Source organism: Paracoccus benzoatiresistens, assembly GCF_026913015.1.
Lineage (GTDB): Bacteria > Pseudomonadota > Alphaproteobacteria > Rhodobacterales > Rhodobacteraceae > Paracoccus > Paracoccus benzoatiresistens.
Genome location: NZ_JAPTYD010000027.1, coordinates 35597 through 49965, shown reverse-complemented (window position 1 = coordinate 49965; position 14369 = coordinate 35597). Strand labels below are relative to the sequence as shown.

The following is a 14369-nucleotide window of genomic DNA, read 5'->3' as shown; positions in this document are numbered from 1 at the left end:
GGCCGTTCCGTCCCGTCCAGCGTCCCCGCCGTTCGGTGAAGCGGTATTTACGAAGCGCAGACGAAGGGCGCAAGAGGCTTTCCGCGTTTTTTTTCACCGAGCCATCATATTTCTTGCAACCTACTGTTACGAGAAGACTATTACCTGGTTGCCGTTGGCATGGCCCAGCGGATCGGCCGCGGGACGGCGACCCGGGAGGCCAGCAGCAGCAGAATTGCCGTCAGCCACAGCACGGGCTCCAGCGGAAAGGTCTTCAGCGCCCAGATCCAGTGCAGCGTCACCAGGGGCGCTGCGACATAAGCAAGCTGATGCAGCCTGCGCCAAGCCGGCGCGCCCATGCGCCGGATCAAGGCGTTGTTCGAGGTGACCGCGAGGAGCAGCAGCATCACGAAGGCCGCCATCCCGAAGACCAGGTAGGGCCGCTTGACCACGTCCCGCGCCATCGCCGCCCAGAGCAGCGCCATGTCCATGGCCACCCACGCCAGGACGTGAAGGCCGGCATAGGTGAAGCACAGCAGGCCAAGCGCGCGGCGGAATCGCATGAAGCTGATGCCCGCGATGCGCAGCATGGGCGTCACCGCCAGGCTGGCCACCAGGAAATACAGGGCCGTCCGCCCTAGCCGGTGTTCGATGTCGCGGATCGGATCGATCCCCAGACCGCCGGTCAGCGTGTCCCAGACCAGCAGCGCCAAGGGGATCAGCCCGCCCAGCCACAGCGCCCAGACGGGGATCCGGCGCAACGCGTCATTCGCCGCCCTCCGCATCAGTAGTCCTTCGCCAGATCCATTCCGGCATAGAGCGAGGCCACCTGGTCGGCGTAGCCGTTGAACATCTGCGTTTCTTCTCGTCCGCCAAAGAGGCCCGCGCCAATGCGGCGTTCGGTGGCCTGGCTCCAGCGGGGATGATCGACCTGCGGGTTCACATTGGCATAGAAACCGTATTCCGAAGGCTGCATGGCCTGCCATGTGGCAACGGGCTGGCGGTCGGTCAGGGTGATCTTCACGATCGACTTGATGGACTTGAAGCCATACTTCCACGGCACCACCAGCCGGATCGGGGCGCCGTTCTGGTTGGGCAGCACGTCGCCATAAAGGCCGGTGGCGAGAATCGTCAGCGGATGCATCGCCTCGTCCAGGCGCAGGCCTTCCCGATAGGGCCAGTCAAGGATGGGGCGCGCCTGCCCCCGCATCTGTTCGGGACGATAAAGCGTCTCGAAGGCCACGAATTTCGCGCCGGGCTGAACGCCGGCCTTTGCCAGGACGCCCGCCAGCGGCACGCCGATCCAGGGAATGACCATCGACCAGCCCTCCACGCAGCGCAGGCGGTAGATGCGTTCTTCCAGCGCGTTTTGCGGTGCGATGTCATCGACCCCGTAGCTGCCGGGACGGTCGACCATGCCGCCGACCTCGACCGACCAGGGGTCGGTGACCATGGCGCCCGCGTGGCGCGCGGGATCGGTCTTGTCCATGCCGAATTCGTAGAAGTTGTTGTAGTTGGTGATCTCTTCCAGCGTGTTCGGCTTCTGGTCCGTCGAATAGGCTGACGGCTTGCCGGTCAGCGCCCAGGCAGGCGCGGCCATTGCCGCGGCACCGGCCGCGATAAAGGCACGGCGGTTGAGGTAGTCGGCTTTCGGGGTAACGTCGGACCAGCGAAGTTTCATGACTCTCTCCCAAGGGATGCCGCGGCAGAATAGTCGCGCAAAACCGCCCCGGGCAGGGCATCACGTTCACTTTACACTGACATGGTAATCAAGCCGACGCGATTTCGCGCAGGAAGGCCGCGCCAAATCGGTCGATCCGCGCCTGATCCAGGTGCCGGGCCAGCCCCGCCTCGTCGCCCGGCCGGGCCTCCGCGATGCGGCGAATCTGGGCCGTCGAACAGGACAGCGGCTTTTCCGTCCCGTCGGGGCCGCGCATCAGGTCGGCCTGGACGGCAACCAGCCGATCGAACAGGGCGCCTTCGGGGCGGCCTGCCAGCTTGCGGCGCTGCGGATGCATCTCGGGCACCTCTCCGGCGATCACCGCCAGGAAATCGCGGCCATAGCTTTCCAGCTTCTTCGCACCGACACCGCCGACCTGCGCCATCTGGTCCAGGGTCTGGGGGCGCCTCTCAGCCATCTCGATCAGGGTGCGGTCGGGGAAGATGACATAGGCGGGCACGCGCGCGGCCTCGGCCAGGGCGCGCCGCTTGGCCTTCAACGCGGACAGCAGCGGCTCGTCCTCCTCGCTGACCTGGGTGCGCAGGACCGTGGCGGGCCGGGACGCCGTGGTGTCGTGGCGGAGCGTCACGCTTTCCTCGCCGCGCAGGACCGGGTGGGCGGCCTCGGTCAGGTGCAGTGCGCCGTGGCGTTCGGGATCGGGGCGGCAAAGGTCGCGGCCCATCATCTGCCGGAAGATCGCCTGCCACTGGGCGCGGCTGTGTTCGCGCCCGACGCCGAAGGTCGGCAGGTTGTCGTGACCGCGCTCGCGGACCTTTTCCGTGGTGTTGCCGGTCAGGATGTCGATCAGATGCGTGGCGCCGAACCATTCGCCGGTGCGCACCATGGCGGACAAGGCCTTGCGCACCGCCTGTGTGGCGTCGAACAGCCTGGGCGGCGCGGCGCAAAGGTCGCAGTTCCCGCAATCCTCGGCCAGCTCCTCGCCGAAATAGGCCAGGAGCTTGCGGCGGCGGCAGCCGGTCGCCTCGGCGAGGCCAAGAAGCGCGTTCAGCCGGGCATGATCTGCGGATTTGCGGGCGGGATCGGCCAGTCCCTCGTCGATCTGGGTGCGGCGCAACCGGATGTCGTCGGGACCATAGAGCGTCAGCGTATCGGCAGGATCGCCGTCGCGGCCCGCGCGTCCGATTTCCTGGTAATAGCCCTCGATGGTCTTGGGCAGGTCGGCATGCAGCACCCAGCGGATGTCGGGCTTGTCGATGCCCATGCCGAAGGCGATCGTGGCCACCACGATCAGCCCGTCCTCCTGCTGGAAGCGCGCCTCGACCGCGCGGCGGCGGTCGGCCTCCAGGCCCGCGTGATAGGCGACGGCGGCATGGCCTGCCTGCGACAGGGCATCCGCCAGGGTTTCCGTGCGGGCGCGGCTGGCGCAATAGATGATGCCGGACTGCCCGCGCCGGGCGGCCACGAAATCCAGCACCTGCTTGCGGGGGCTGTCCTTGGGCTGGAAGGCCAGCCGCAGGTTCGGACGGTCGAAGCCGCGCAGGAAGGTCACGGGTTCCTGCCCGTCGAACAGACGCGCGACGATCTCGGCCCGGGTTTCCACGTCGGCGGTCGCGGTGAAGGCCGCCAGCGGCACGTCCAGCGCCCGCTTCAGGTCGCCGATGCGCAGATAGTCGGGGCGGAAGTCATGCCCCCACTGGCTGACGCAATGCGCCTCGTCCACGGCAATGGCCGTCACCCCCGCACGCCGCAACAAGGGCAGCGTCCCGCCCGAGGCCAGCCGTTCCGGCGCCATGTAGAGAAGCTTCAGCTCGCCCCGGGACAGCGCCTGGAAGACGGCATCCGTTTCCTCGTCCGTGTTGCCGCTGGTCAGCGCGCCCGCCGCCACCCCCGCCTCGCGCAGCGCCCGGACCTGGTCGCGCATGAGCGCAATCAGCGGCGAGATGACCACCGTCACCCCGTCGCGCATCAGCGCGGGCAACTGGAAGCACAGCGACTTGCCGCCGCCCGTGGGCATGATCGCCAGCACGTCGCGGCCCTCGGCCACGGCCTCGACGATCTCTTGCTGGCCGGGGCGGAAACCGTCGAAGCCCCAGACCTGTCGCAGCAGGTCGGTGGGCATCAGAGTCCGTAGAAGAAGCCCGCGTTGTTCGCCAGCGCGCGCTGCAGGATGATGATGGCGATGAAGACCACCAGGGGCGCGAGATCCAGACCGCCGGTGTCGGGAAGCAGGTTGCGGATCGGGCGATAGATCGGCTCCAGCAACCGGTTGAGGCCGTCCCACAGTTGCGCCACGAGCGGCTGGCGCAGGTTCAGGACCTGGAAGTTGATCAGCCAGGACATGATGATGTGGACGATCATGACGAACCACACCACTTGCAGGATCAGTTGCAAGGCCTCGTAAAGCGTTCCCATCATGCCCTCATCATCGCGTTCGGGCTTGTTATGGTGATGCGGGCCGGTCTTCGCAAGCAAGTTGCCGCAGCGTTCCCCGTTGACGATCGCGTGGGGGGCAGGCCAACCCGGTCAGGCGCAATCGAAGGACCACCGATGTATCCCCTGTTCCGCTTCGCCAAGGAGATGGTCAAGTTCCGCAATGCCCCGCGCCTTGACATAACGGGGGTGCATGTCTCGACCCATGTCTGCTGGCCCTGGGACCTGGACCCCTGGGTCGAGCTGAACAACGGACGCACGCTGACGCTGTTCGACCTGGGCCGCATCCCCATGGCGCAGCGCAGCGGGCTGATCCCGGTCTTGGGCGAGAACAACTGGGGCATCACGGTGGCGGGCAGCTCCGTCCGCTATCGCCGCCGCATCCGCGCCTTTGACCGCTTCACCATGATCTCGCGGGTGGCAGGCTGGGACCAGCGCTTCCTGTACATGGACCAGTCCATGTGGAAGGGCGCGGATTGCTGCAACCAGGTGCTGATCCGCGCGGCCATCACCTCGGGCCAGGGCATCGTCGCGCCGGCCCGGGTCATGGCGGCGCTTGGCGCATCGGCTGACAGCCCGCCCCTGCCCGGCTGGATCGCCGCCTGGGCAGACGCCGACGCCCTGCGCCCCTGGCCCCCGGAACTTCCGGATGGGGCAAAAGCCCACTTGCCAGCCTGACCCCTCTTCGGCCTTATGGCCGCGAACGCGTGCAAGAGGGGCGGATGGACCGCAAACGGATCTGGGGCTGGTGGTTCTTCGACTGGGCCAGCCAGCCTTTTCATACGCTTCTGCTGACCTTCATCTTCTCGGTCTATTTCGCCGAGGTCGCGCAGCGCCACTTCCTGACCATCGGCGGCGACCTGCGGCTGGCGGGCTCGCAGGCCCAGGCCTTGTGGGGATACGGGCTGTCGGTCGCCGGCATCATCATCGCCCTTTGCGCGCCGATCCTGGGGGCCATCGCCGATACCTCGGGGCGGCGGATGCCGTGGATCCGGTTCTTCTCGGTCCTTTACGTGGCAGGCGCGGCGGGGCTGTGGTGGCTCATGCCGCAGCAGCCCGCCCTTGTGCAGGCGGTCGTGCTGTTCGGCATCGGCCTGATCGGGGTCGAATTCGCGACGATCTTCACGAATGCCCTGCTGCCCGGCCTTGCCCCGCGGGACGAGATCGGGCGCCTGTCGGGTTCGGGCTATGCCTTCGGCTATCTGGGGGGCGTGCTGTCGCTGGCCGTGATGCTGGCGCTGTTCCAGGAAACGCCATCGGGCAAGACGCTGATCGGGATCGACCCGCTGTTCGGCCTGGACCCGGCGGCGCGGGAAGGCACGCGCTTTGTCGGCCCCTTCGTGGCGATCTGGTATGTCGTCTTCATGATCCCCTTCTTCCTGTGGGTGCGCGAACCGCGCGGTCCCCGGCAGCCGATCCGCATCGGCGCCTCCATGCGCGGCCTGTGGGCGCTGATCCGCAGCCTGCGCCACCGCCGCAGCCTGGCGGCCTGGCTGGCGTCCTCCATGCTGTCGCGCGACGCGCTGAACGCGCTTTACGGTTTCGGCGGGGTCTATGCGGGGACCGTTCTGGGCTGGCCGGTTTTCCTGGCCGGCGTCTTCGGCGTCGTCAGCGCCATCGCGGCGGCCCTTGTCAGCTGGGCGGGCGGACGCGCCGACCGCGCGTGGGGACCCAAGCCCGTCATCATCGCCACGACCCTGATCCTGACCGGCGTCTGCGTCGTCGTCGTGGGCATGGACCGCCAGACGCTGTTCGGCATGGCCCTGCCCCCGGACCCGGTCCTTGGCCGCCTTCACGTGCCCGACCTGATCTTCTTCCTGTGCGGTGCGCTGATCGGCGGGGCGGGTGGTGCGCTGCAGGCCGCCAGCCGCACCCTGATGGTCCGCCACACGACCGAGGAGCGCGCGACCGAGGGCTTCGGCCTTTATGCCCTGTCCGGCAAGGCCACCGCCTTCCTGGCCCCCCTGCTGGTCGCACTCGCCACCGATGCCAGCGGAAACCAACGAATCGGCATCTCTCCGCTGATCGTGCTGTTTATCCTTTCGATTGTTCTGCTAGTCTGGGTCAAACCCGACGGAGAGGTAGAGCAGTGATCCGCAAGCTTCTGTCCGCCGCCGCCATCATGGCGAGCCTTGTCCTGCCCGCATCGGCCGATCCCCTGGCCAAGGATGTCTTCGGCGGCTTCCGCAGCGCGGCGCAGGGCCGCCCGGCCTCCATCGGCTTTTATTCCAAGGGTTGCGGGCAGGGTTTCGTGCAACTGCCCGAAAGCGGGCCAAGCTGGCAGGCCATGCGCCTGTCGCGCAACCGCAACTGGGGCCATCCCGAACTGGTCAGCTTCCTGGTCGGCTTGTCGCAGGCGGCGCAGCAGGCAGGCTGGCGCGGCCTTTACATCGGCGACATGAGCCAGCCGCGCGGCGGGCCCATGACCTCGGGCCATGCCAGCCACCAACTGGGGCTTGACGCGGATGTCTGGATGCTGCCGCCGCCCTCGCTGAAGCTGTCGCCCGCGCAGCGCGAAGGCATCTCCTCGGTCTCGATCACCGACCGGCGCGGGGTCGGGCTGACGAATGTCTGGAACGGCGGGCACATGGCGATCATGCGCGCCGCCGCCCGCGATCCCAGGGTCGAACGGATCCTGGTCGATCCCGTCGCCAAGGTCGCCATGTGCCAGATGGAGCGCGGCGACCGCAGGTGGCTGCGCAAGGTCAGGCCGATCAACGCCCACAACTATCACTTCCATGTCCGGCTGGCCTGCCCGCGCGGATCGCTTTGCGACCGGCAGCCCGCGCCGCCGCCCGGCGATGGCTGCGCCGAGGCGGCCGAGTGGATCAAGAACCGCCTCGACCCCAGCCGGGTCGCACCCACCCCGCCCGATCCGGATTACCGCCACCCCCGCACCTTCCGTCTCAGCGAATTGCCCACGCAATGCCGATCCGTCGCAGCCGCGCCCTAGGCGGCTTTCTGTTCTCGCTGCTCCTGACTGCGGCCGGCGTTCCTGCGCCGGCCGCGTCGCTGGAGCATGTCGGCTCCTTTGTGTGGTCCGGCGACGACGAAAGCTTCGGTGGCTTTTCGGCGATCGAGCTGAACGCGGACGGCTCGCGCTTTCATGTGCTGACGGATCGGGCGCATCTCTACTGGGGCAGCATCGAGCGCGATTCCCAAGGCGTGATCCGCGCGATGAACGTGGCCGGGCGGGCGCATCTGAAGGACAGCAAGGGCATCCCCCTGCCCCCCGGCTATACCGGCGACAGCGAGGGGCTGGCCATCGGCGAGGACGGCCGCATCTGGATCAGCTTCGAGGGGCTGGACCGCGTCGCCCGCTATGACGACCCCGACGCCAGCGCCACCGCGCTGCGCCCGCCGCCCAAGGCGCAGGGCATGTGGATCAATTCCGGGCTGGAAGCCCTGGCGATCCGGGGCGACACCATCCATGCGGTGCCCGAACGCTCGGGACGCGAGGACCAGCCCTTCCCGATCCTGACCTTTCGCGACAACACCTGGGGCCGCGCCGGAGAGATCCGCCGCGATCCCCGCTGGCTGGCGGTGGCCGCCGATTTCGGCCCCGATGGCTGGTTCTATCTGCTGGAACGCGATTTCCGCGGCATCCTGGGCTTTGCCTCCCGCGTCCGGCGGATGCGGCTGACCGAGGACGGCCCGCAGGACGAGGAAATCCTGCTGACCACCCGCCCTCTGCAATACGACAACCTGGAAGGGCTGTCGGTCTGGCATGACGGGCAGGGGATCCGGCTGACCATGATCTCGGACGACAATTTCCTGGCGTTGCAGCGGACCGAGCTGGTCGAATACCGGCTGCGCGATTGACAAGGCTGCGGCCTTGGGCCTAAGGCGCGCTGTCCTGCAAGCCGCGGGGCCGAGTTGTTCCGCGACCTTGTAAAACGGAAAAAGACCAATGACCCGCTATCTGCCCGGCATCCTTGCCATGGCCACCATCGTCGTGGCCTCGAACATCCTTGTGCAATTCACCGTCGGCTCGTGGCTGACCTGGGGGGCCTTCACCTATCCCTTCTCGTTCCTGGTGACCGAGATCATGAACCGCGTCTATGGCCCCGCCGCGGCCCGCCGTGTCGTGCTGGTGGGATTCGTCGTGGGCGTCGTCTGCTCGGTCATCGCCGCAGGGCTGGACAAGACCACCCTGCGAATCGCCATCGGCTCCGGCACGGCCTTCCTGGTCGCGCAACTGGTGGACATCGTCGTCTTCAACGCGTTGCGCAACCGCCACTGGTGGGTCGCGCCGCTGACCTCGTCCTCGGTGGGGTCGGTGCTGGATACGGCGATCTTCTTTACCCTGGCCTTCTCGGCCAGCCTGCCCCATGACGCCAATACAGCCTGGGCGAACGAGGGCGTTCCGCTGCTTGGTCAAGGACCGGTCACTGCGCTGTGGGTTTCCCTGGCAACTGCCGACTGGATGGTCAAGACGAGTCTGGCCATACTGGCACTTGTGCCTTTCCGCCTGATTGTCCGCAATTTGTTGCGGGCCGAGCGAACAATCTGATTGACACGACCCCGATCTGTGGCACCATTTTCCTTATAACGGCAACCAATTGAAAGGAGGTGGTCCAGTGTCGAGAGTGATATTGGAGAGAGGTGTCGGAACAGTCAGGGGGGCCGTGGCCTGAGGGCAGCCCCAAGGGTCGTAAACCCTGGTTGGGACCGGACTACCCGCCATCCCTAACCGGACCATCTCCGTGGATCTCGCGGGCCGCCTCATCTGGGCGGCCCGTTCCTTTTTGGGCGCACAGGCCCGCTTGCCTTGGCCGCGCCGATGGGGGACTGCTTGGCCGGTTCGCCGCAGACAAGGTCCGGTCATGTCCCATCGCAACACACGTCTCGGGCCCGCCTACAACCTGCGGGGGGCCGTCTTCATGGTGCTGTCCATGGCAGGCTTCGCTGTCGAGGATTCGCTGCTGAAGATCGCCGCCGTCAGCCTGCCACCGGGACAGGTGCTGATCACCTTTGGCATCCTTGGCACCGCCACCTTCGCGCTCCTGTCGCTGCTGGCGGGCGAGCCGCCGCTGACCCGCGCCATGCTGGGCCGCGCGATGGTCCTGCGGTCGCTGTCCGAAGTGACGGGCCGCCTGTTCTACATGCTGGCCATTGCGCTGACGCCGCTGTCCACCGCCTCGGCCATCCTGCAGGCGACCCCGCTTGTGGTGATGGTGGGCGCGGCCCTGCTGTTCGGCGAACGGATCGGGCCGCGCCGCTGGCTGGCCGTGGCTTTCGGCTTTGGGGGCGTGCTGCTGATCCTGCGGCCAGGAACCGAAGGCTTCGGGGTTCTGTCCCTGCTGGCGATCATGGCGATGCTGGGCTTTGCCGGGCGCGACCTGGCGACCCGCGCTGCGCCCGTGTCGCTGTCCTTCCGGCAGTTGGGCGTGGCAGGCTTTTCCATGCTGATCGTGGCCGGGCTGATCGTCCTGCCCTTTGGCGGGCCGATGACCACGCCCGACGCCCCGACCTGGCTGGCGCTGCTGGCGGCCTCGGCAATGGGGGTCTGCGCCTATACCTTCCTGACGGTCGCGATGCGCACGGGCCAGGTCGGCGCGGTGACGCCCTTCCGTTATACGCGGCTGATCTTTGCCATGGTGGCGGGGATCGCGCTTTTCGGCGAAAGCCCCGACCGCTGGACGATCATCGCCAGCATCGTGATCATCCTGGCCGGGATCGCCGCCCTGCGGCTATCCCGTCAGCGCCAGGCCGTGCAACCGGCCTGAGCCGTCACACCCGCTCGATCGCCAGGGCGATCCCCTGCCCGCCGCCGATGCACATGGTGATCAGCGCGCGCCTGCCGCCGGTGCGCTCCAGTTGGTGAAGCGCCTTGACGGTGATGATCGCGCCGGTCGCGCCGACGGGATGGCCAAGCGCGATGGCGCCGCCGTTCGGGTTCACCCGTGCCGGGTCCAGGCCCAGCCCCTTGTTCACCGCCAGGGCCTGCGCGGCAAAGGCCTCGTTCGATTCGATCACGTCGAAATCGCCGACCGACAAGCCGGTCCTTTCCAGCAGCGCCTGCACCGCCGGGATGGGGCCGATGCCCATCACCTCGGGCCGCACCCCCACCACCGCATGCCCCAGGATTCGCGCCCGCGGTGTCAGACCCGCCGCCTGCGCCGCGTCAGCCCGCGCCAGCACCAGGGCCGCCGCCCCGTCGTTGATGCCGCTGGCATTGCCCGCCGTCACGGTGCCGTCCTTCCGGAACACCGCCTTCAGCCCGGCGAGCTTGTCGAGGCTGGATTCCTTCGGATGCTCGTCCGTGTCGAAGATCACCGGCCCCTTGCGGCCCTTGACCTCGACCGGGACGATCTGGTCGCGGAAATGTCCCGCCGCGATGGCCGCCGCCGCGCGGCGCTGCGATTCCATCGCGAACTCGTCCTGGGCCTGGCGGCTGACGTCGTGCTCGGCCGCGACGTTTTCCGCGGTCACGCCCATGTGGCCGGTGCCCATCGGACAGGTCAGCGCGCCGGTCATCATGTCCAGCATCCGCTGGTCGCCCATCTTGGCGCCGAATCGCGCGGAGCTGACCGCATAGGGCGCGCGGCTCATGCTCTCGGCGCCGCCCGCGACGGCGAAATCCGCCTCGCCCAGCATCAGCACCTGGGCGGCCGAGACGATGGCCTGCGCCCCCGACCCGCAAAGCCGGTTCACGTTCATGGCGGGGGTGGCGTCGGGAATGCCCGCCTCCAGCATCGCTACCCGGGACAGATACATGTCGCGGGGCTCGGTATTGATCACATGGCCGAAGACCACCTGCCCGATCCGGTCGGGGGCGACATTGGCGCGTTCCATCGCGGCCCTGGTCACCGTGGCCGCCAGCTGGATCGGCGGGATGGCCGCCAGGCTGCCGCCAAAGGTGCCGATGGCGGTGCGCGCGCCGGACAGGATGACGATTTCGGTGGACATGATGAACCCCTCCCTTGGTCACGGGGCCAGCATAGGCGCCGCCCGTCGGGCGACAAGCGAATCGTGGCGTCGTTTGCACGCGCCCGCAGCCTGCGGCTAACTTGCGGGAAAGGCAGGAAACCGAATCGCGATGGACAAGGACGGCCCCCGGATCAAGCTGCGGCTGGAATATGACGCGCCGCTGGTGCTGGGACCGGGCAAGGCGCAGCTCTTGCGGCTGATCGGGCAGCTTGGCTCGATCTCGGCCGCCGGGCGCCAGATGGGGATGAGCTACAAGCGCGCCTGGACCCTGGTCGAGGAAATGAACGCGGCTTTCGCCCATCCGCTGGTCGACAGCAGCCGCGGCGGGGCGGGAGGCGGCGGGGCGTCGGTCACGCCGGCAGGCCAGGCCGTGCTGCGGCATTACGAATCGCTGGAAGAACTGCTGCGCGACCAGGGGGCTTCGGACCTGGCCGCCATTGGCGCATTGATGAAACAGGACAAGGAGAACGGCGCATGACGATTCTGGCGATGGACCAGGGGACGACCTCGTCCCGCGCGCTGGTCTTCAGCGACGAGTTGCAGGTGCAGGCCACGGCGCAGCATGAATTCCCGCAGCACTTTCCCCGGTCCGGCTGGGTCGAACACGACCCCGGCGACATCTGGACCGCCAGTGCCGGAACCGCCCGCGCCGCCATTGAACGCGCGGGCGCGCCCCGCATCGATGCCATCGGCATCACCAACCAGCGCGAAACCGTCGTGATCTGGGACCGCAGGACCGGCCAGCCCATCCACCGCGCCATCGTCTGGCAGGACCGCCGCACCGCCGACGTCTGCGACCGGCTGCGCGACGAAGGAGTCGAGGATCAGGTGACCGACACCACCGGCCTGCTGCTGGATCCCTATTTCAGTGCGACCAAGATCGCCTGGCTGCTGGATCGGGTCGAGGGCGCGCGGGACCGGGCCCGCGCGGGCGAACTGGCCTTCGGCACCATCGACAGCTTCCTGATCTGGAAGCTGACCGGCGGGCGGGCGCATGTGACGGATGCCACCAATGCCAGCCGCACGCTGCTTTACGACATCCGCAAGGGCGAGTGGTCGGACGACATGTGCCGCCTGTTCGGCATCCCGCGCGAATTGCTGCCCGAGGTCAGGGACAGCGCCGACGACTTCGGCACCACCCGCGGCGACCTGTTCGGACGGGAAATCCCGATCACCGGCGTCGCGGGCGACCAGCAGGCAGCGACCGTCGGGCAGGCCTGCTTCACGCCGGGGATGATGAAATCGACCTATGGAACCGGCTGCTTCGCGCTGCTGAACACCGGCGGCCAGGCGGTCCGGTCGCGGAACCGGCTGCTGACCACCATCGCCTATCGCCTGGACGGCAAGACGACCTTCGCGCTGGAGGGCAGCATCTTCATCGCAGGCGCCGTGGTCCAATGGCTGCGCGACGGCCTGAAGCTGATCCGCGAGGCCAAGGAGACCCAGACCCTGTCGGGACAGGCCGACGACAGCCAGCAGGTCATCATGGTCCCGGCCTTTACGGGCCTCGGCGCGCCCCATTGGGCGCCCGCTGCGCGCGGCGCGATCTTCGGGCTGACGCGCAACACCGGCCCCGCCGAATTCGCGCGCGCGGCGCTGGAAAGCGTGGGCTTCCAGACCCGCGATCTGCTGCAGGCGATGCGCGCTGACTGGCCGGACGCCGGGGATGCCGTGCTGCGCGTCGATGGCGGCATGACCGCCAGCGAACCGGCCATGCAGTTCCTGGCCGACATCCTCGGCGCACCGGTGGATCGCCCAAGGAACACCGAGACAACGGCCCAAGGGGCGGCCTGGCTGGCGGGCTATCGCGCGGGGCTTTGCCCGTCGCCCGCGGAATATGCCCGGGCCTGGCAGCTTGATCGCCGCTTCGAGCCCCGGATGGCCGGGGATGAGCGGGACCGGCGCTATTCCGCTTGGACCCGTGCGGTGCAGGCGGTGCTGTCGGTCCCATCTTGAGGCTTTGTGATTTCACCTGCCCGTGAATTTCCGTAAGATCGCCGGAAAACGACAAGAGGGCAGGATGAGCAGGCTTCTGAAACTCGCGATTGTCGGGCTGGTCGCGTCATGCGGCGGCGGCAACTATTCGGCACCCCGGCAGCTGGACAACGCCTGCGCCATCGTGGCCGAACGGCCGGCCTATTACCGCGCGATGAAGGCGACCGAGCGGAAATGGGGCGTGCCCATCCATGTGCAGATGGCCGCCATCCACCAGGAATCGAAGTTCATCGGAGATGCCCGCACGCCGCATCAATATGCCCTTGGCGTGATCCCCATCGGCCGCCAGTCCAGCGCCTTCGGCTATTCCCAGGCCCTGGACGGCACATGGGAGGAATACCAGAAGGAAACCGGCAACCGCCGCGCCAAGCGCGACAACATCCGCCATGCGACGGATTTCATGGGCTGGTACATGCACAACTCCAACCGCCGCCTGGGCATCTCGAAATGGGACGCGGCCTCGCAATACCTGGCCTATCACGAGGGGCGGTCGGGCTTTGCGCGGCAATCCTATCTGGGCAAGCCCTGGCTGGTGCGGGTGGCGAACCAGGTCGGCCAGCGCGCGCAGATGTATCGCGCGCAACTGGTGTCCTGCCGCAGGGCCTGAAGGCTTGCCCTTGGCGCCCCGCCCGGATGATATGGCCGGGCAACGGAAGGGACGCGGATGAACGACGATCACCACATCAGGCGGGACGCCGAGGATCAGCCCGAATTCGCCGTCCATATCGGCGCCCGGCTGGTCAGCGCCACGCCTAGCCGGGTCGAATTCGAGATGCCGGTGACCCAGGCCCTGGCCAACCGCAACGGCGTGCTGCATGGCGGCGCGATCATGGGGCTTGCGGATAATGCCGGGGGCACCGGCACCTTCATGAACCTGCCTGCGGGGAAATCCACCACCACGCTGGAAAGCAAGACCAACTTCCTGCGCCCGATCCGGCTGGGCGATGTGGCCCGGGCGGTCAGCCTGCCCCTGCATCTCGGCCGGACGACGCAGATCTGGCAGACCACCATCACACGCGGTGACGGCAAGACCGCGGCAATCGTCACGCAAACGCAGATGGTGATCGACTGGACGGACTAGGCCCGGTCAAGGCCAATAGGTATCGCGAAACACATGCGCGGGGATCCGGTCGCGGGTCAGGCCCATCCGGGCCAGTTCCCCATCGGACTTCGCCTCCAGCGCCTCGATCTCGGCGCAGCGTGCCCGCGATTCCAGATAGGCGTTCATTCCCTGGCCGAACTGGTTGAAGAAGGCGTCGATGCGGCTGCGCGTCTCGGGCGCGAAATGCGTGATCGTGTAGGCCATCGGAAACCCTTTCCTTGCGGCGAGTGGGTTCCTCCCATCCCGGCT

Annotated in this window: 16 protein-coding genes; 10 read left to right on the top strand and 6 right to left on the bottom strand. The window is 67.7% G+C overall.

Translation table 11 applies throughout. The features are described from left to right. Positions 1-140: 140 nt before the first annotated feature. The 4 genes from msrQ to OU682_RS15700 form a co-directional block, all read right to left on the bottom strand. Positions 141-764, bottom strand: coding sequence for a protein-methionine-sulfoxide reductase heme-binding subunit MsrQ (gene msrQ, locus OU682_RS15715; RefSeq protein WP_268943120.1), 624 nt, complete (start codon positions 762-764; stop codon positions 141-143). Then, positions 764-1660 carry a protein-methionine-sulfoxide reductase catalytic subunit MsrP gene (gene msrP / locus OU682_RS15710; RefSeq protein ID WP_268943119.1) on the bottom strand — a complete coding sequence of 299 codons (897 nt, stop codon included), beginning with the start codon at positions 1658-1660 and terminating at the stop codon, positions 764-766. Before msrP ends, msrQ begins: the two co-directional genes overlap by 1 nt. 88 nt (positions 1661-1748) lie before the next feature. Next, positions 1749-3779: a DNA helicase RecQ gene (gene recQ, locus OU682_RS15705; protein WP_268943118.1), complete on the bottom strand. Its 2031-nt coding sequence runs from the start codon at positions 3777-3779 to the stop codon at positions 1749-1751. Further along, the gene (locus OU682_RS15700; RefSeq protein ID WP_503635004.1) at positions 3779-4075 is read right to left on the bottom strand and encodes a YggT family protein; all 297 of its coding nucleotides are present in this window, start codon (positions 4073-4075) and stop codon (positions 3779-3781) included. Before OU682_RS15700 ends, recQ begins: the two co-directional genes overlap by 1 nt. Before the next feature lie 132 nt (positions 4076-4207). Between OU682_RS15700 and OU682_RS15695 the strand changes: the two genes are divergently transcribed. From OU682_RS15695 to OU682_RS15670, 6 genes are all read left to right on the top strand, one after another. Next, the gene (locus OU682_RS15695) at positions 4208-4768 is read left to right on the top strand and encodes an acyl-CoA thioesterase (protein WP_268943117.1); all 561 of its coding nucleotides are present in this window, start codon (positions 4208-4210) and stop codon (positions 4766-4768) included. Between the two features lie 44 nt (positions 4769-4812). Continuing rightward, a complete protein-coding gene (locus OU682_RS15690) occupies positions 4813-6183 on the top strand; it encodes an MFS transporter (RefSeq protein ID WP_268943115.1) in 1371 nt (456 codons plus the stop codon). Then, complete coding sequence (mepA, locus tag OU682_RS15685) at positions 6180-7043, top strand: penicillin-insensitive murein endopeptidase (RefSeq protein ID WP_268943113.1); 864 nt, start codon at positions 6180-6182, stop codon at positions 7041-7043. The genes OU682_RS15690 and mepA overlap by 4 nt, the downstream gene beginning before the upstream one ends. Continuing rightward, positions 7016-7912, top strand: coding sequence for an esterase-like activity of phytase family protein (locus tag OU682_RS15680; RefSeq protein WP_268943111.1), 897 nt, complete (start codon positions 7016-7018; stop codon positions 7910-7912). The genes mepA and OU682_RS15680 overlap by 28 nt, the downstream gene beginning before the upstream one ends. An 88-nt stretch (positions 7913-8000) precedes the next feature. Beyond that, positions 8001-8603, top strand: a complete 603-nt coding sequence (locus OU682_RS15675; protein ID WP_268943110.1) for a queuosine precursor transporter — start codon at positions 8001-8003, stop codon at positions 8601-8603. A 313-nt stretch (positions 8604-8916) separates the two neighbouring features. After that, positions 8917-9819, top strand: coding sequence for a DMT family transporter (locus tag OU682_RS15670; RefSeq protein WP_268943109.1), 903 nt, complete (start codon positions 8917-8919; stop codon positions 9817-9819). Between the two features lie 4 nt (positions 9820-9823). Here OU682_RS15670 and OU682_RS15665 read toward each other — a convergent pair whose 3' ends face one another. After that, positions 9824-11002 (bottom strand): acetyl-CoA C-acyltransferase family protein, encoded by a 1179-nt coding sequence (locus OU682_RS15665; RefSeq protein ID WP_268943108.1) that lies wholly within the window; start codon positions 11000-11002, stop codon positions 9824-9826. 130 nt (positions 11003-11132) lie between these two features. Here OU682_RS15665 and OU682_RS15660 point away from each other — a divergent pair, with 130 nt between their 5' ends. The 4 genes from OU682_RS15660 to OU682_RS15645 all read left to right on the top strand — a co-directional run bounded on the left by OU682_RS15660 (position 11133) and on the right by OU682_RS15645 (position 14099). After that, entirely contained in the window at positions 11133-11501 is a 369-nt protein-coding gene (locus tag OU682_RS15660; RefSeq protein ID WP_268943107.1) for a winged helix-turn-helix domain-containing protein, read from the top strand. After that, positions 11498-12979 carry a glycerol kinase GlpK gene (glpK, locus tag OU682_RS15655; RefSeq protein ID WP_268943106.1) on the top strand — a complete coding sequence of 494 codons (1482 nt, stop codon included), beginning with the start codon at positions 11498-11500 and terminating at the stop codon, positions 12977-12979. Before OU682_RS15660 ends, glpK begins: the two co-directional genes overlap by 4 nt. A gap of 64 nt (positions 12980-13043) precedes the next feature. Then, the gene (locus tag OU682_RS15650; protein ID WP_268943105.1) at positions 13044-13625 is read left to right on the top strand and encodes a transglycosylase SLT domain-containing protein; all 582 of its coding nucleotides are present in this window, start codon (positions 13044-13046) and stop codon (positions 13623-13625) included. A gap of 57 nt (positions 13626-13682) precedes the next feature. Continuing rightward, positions 13683-14099: a PaaI family thioesterase gene (locus tag OU682_RS15645; RefSeq protein WP_268943104.1), complete on the top strand. Its 417-nt coding sequence runs from the start codon at positions 13683-13685 to the stop codon at positions 14097-14099. Positions 14100-14105: 6 nt separating this feature from the next. Here OU682_RS15645 and OU682_RS15640 read toward each other — a convergent pair whose 3' ends face one another. Continuing rightward, entirely contained in the window at positions 14106-14324 is a 219-nt protein-coding gene (locus tag OU682_RS15640) for a hypothetical protein (protein WP_268943103.1), read from the bottom strand. Between the last annotated feature and the right edge of the window lie 45 nt (positions 14325-14369).

Bases quoted from the DNA above. Each gene is read 5' to 3' on its own strand.
- msrQ (WP_268943120.1), bottom strand. From the start codon at position 764: ATGCGGAGGGCGGCGAATGACGCGTTGCGCCGGATCCCCGTCTGGGCG.
- msrP (WP_268943119.1), bottom strand. From the start codon at position 1,660: ATGAAACTTCGCTGGTCCGACGTTACCCCGAAAGCCGACTACCTCAAC.
- recQ (WP_268943118.1), bottom strand. From the start codon at position 3,779: ATGCCCACCGACCTGCTGCGACAGGTCTGGGGCTTCGACGGTTTCCGC.
- OU682_RS15700 (WP_503635004.1), bottom strand. From the start codon at position 4,075: ATGATGGGAACGCTTTACGAGGCCTTGCAACTGATCCTGCAAGTGGTG.
- OU682_RS15695 (WP_268943117.1), top strand. From the start codon at position 4,208: ATGTATCCCCTGTTCCGCTTCGCCAAGGAGATGGTCAAGTTCCGCAAT.
- OU682_RS15690 (WP_268943115.1), top strand. From the start codon at position 4,813: ATGGACCGCAAACGGATCTGGGGCTGGTGGTTCTTCGACTGGGCCAGC.
- OU682_RS15680 (WP_268943111.1), top strand. From the start codon at position 7,016: ATGCCGATCCGTCGCAGCCGCGCCCTAGGCGGCTTTCTGTTCTCGCTG.
- OU682_RS15675 (WP_268943110.1), top strand. From the start codon at position 8,001: ATGACCCGCTATCTGCCCGGCATCCTTGCCATGGCCACCATCGTCGTG.
- OU682_RS15670 (WP_268943109.1), top strand. From the start codon at position 8,917: ATGTCCCATCGCAACACACGTCTCGGGCCCGCCTACAACCTGCGGGGG.
- OU682_RS15665 (WP_268943108.1), bottom strand. From the start codon at position 11,002: ATGTCCACCGAAATCGTCATCCTGTCCGGCGCGCGCACCGCCATCGGC.
- OU682_RS15660 (WP_268943107.1), top strand. From the start codon at position 11,133: ATGGACAAGGACGGCCCCCGGATCAAGCTGCGGCTGGAATATGACGCG.
- glpK (WP_268943106.1), top strand. From the start codon at position 11,498: ATGACGATTCTGGCGATGGACCAGGGGACGACCTCGTCCCGCGCGCTG.
- OU682_RS15650 (WP_268943105.1), top strand. From the start codon at position 13,044: ATGAGCAGGCTTCTGAAACTCGCGATTGTCGGGCTGGTCGCGTCATGC.
- OU682_RS15645 (WP_268943104.1), top strand. From the start codon at position 13,683: ATGAACGACGATCACCACATCAGGCGGGACGCCGAGGATCAGCCCGAA.
- OU682_RS15640 (WP_268943103.1), bottom strand. From the start codon at position 14,324: ATGGCCTACACGATCACGCATTTCGCGCCCGAGACGCGCAGCCGCATC.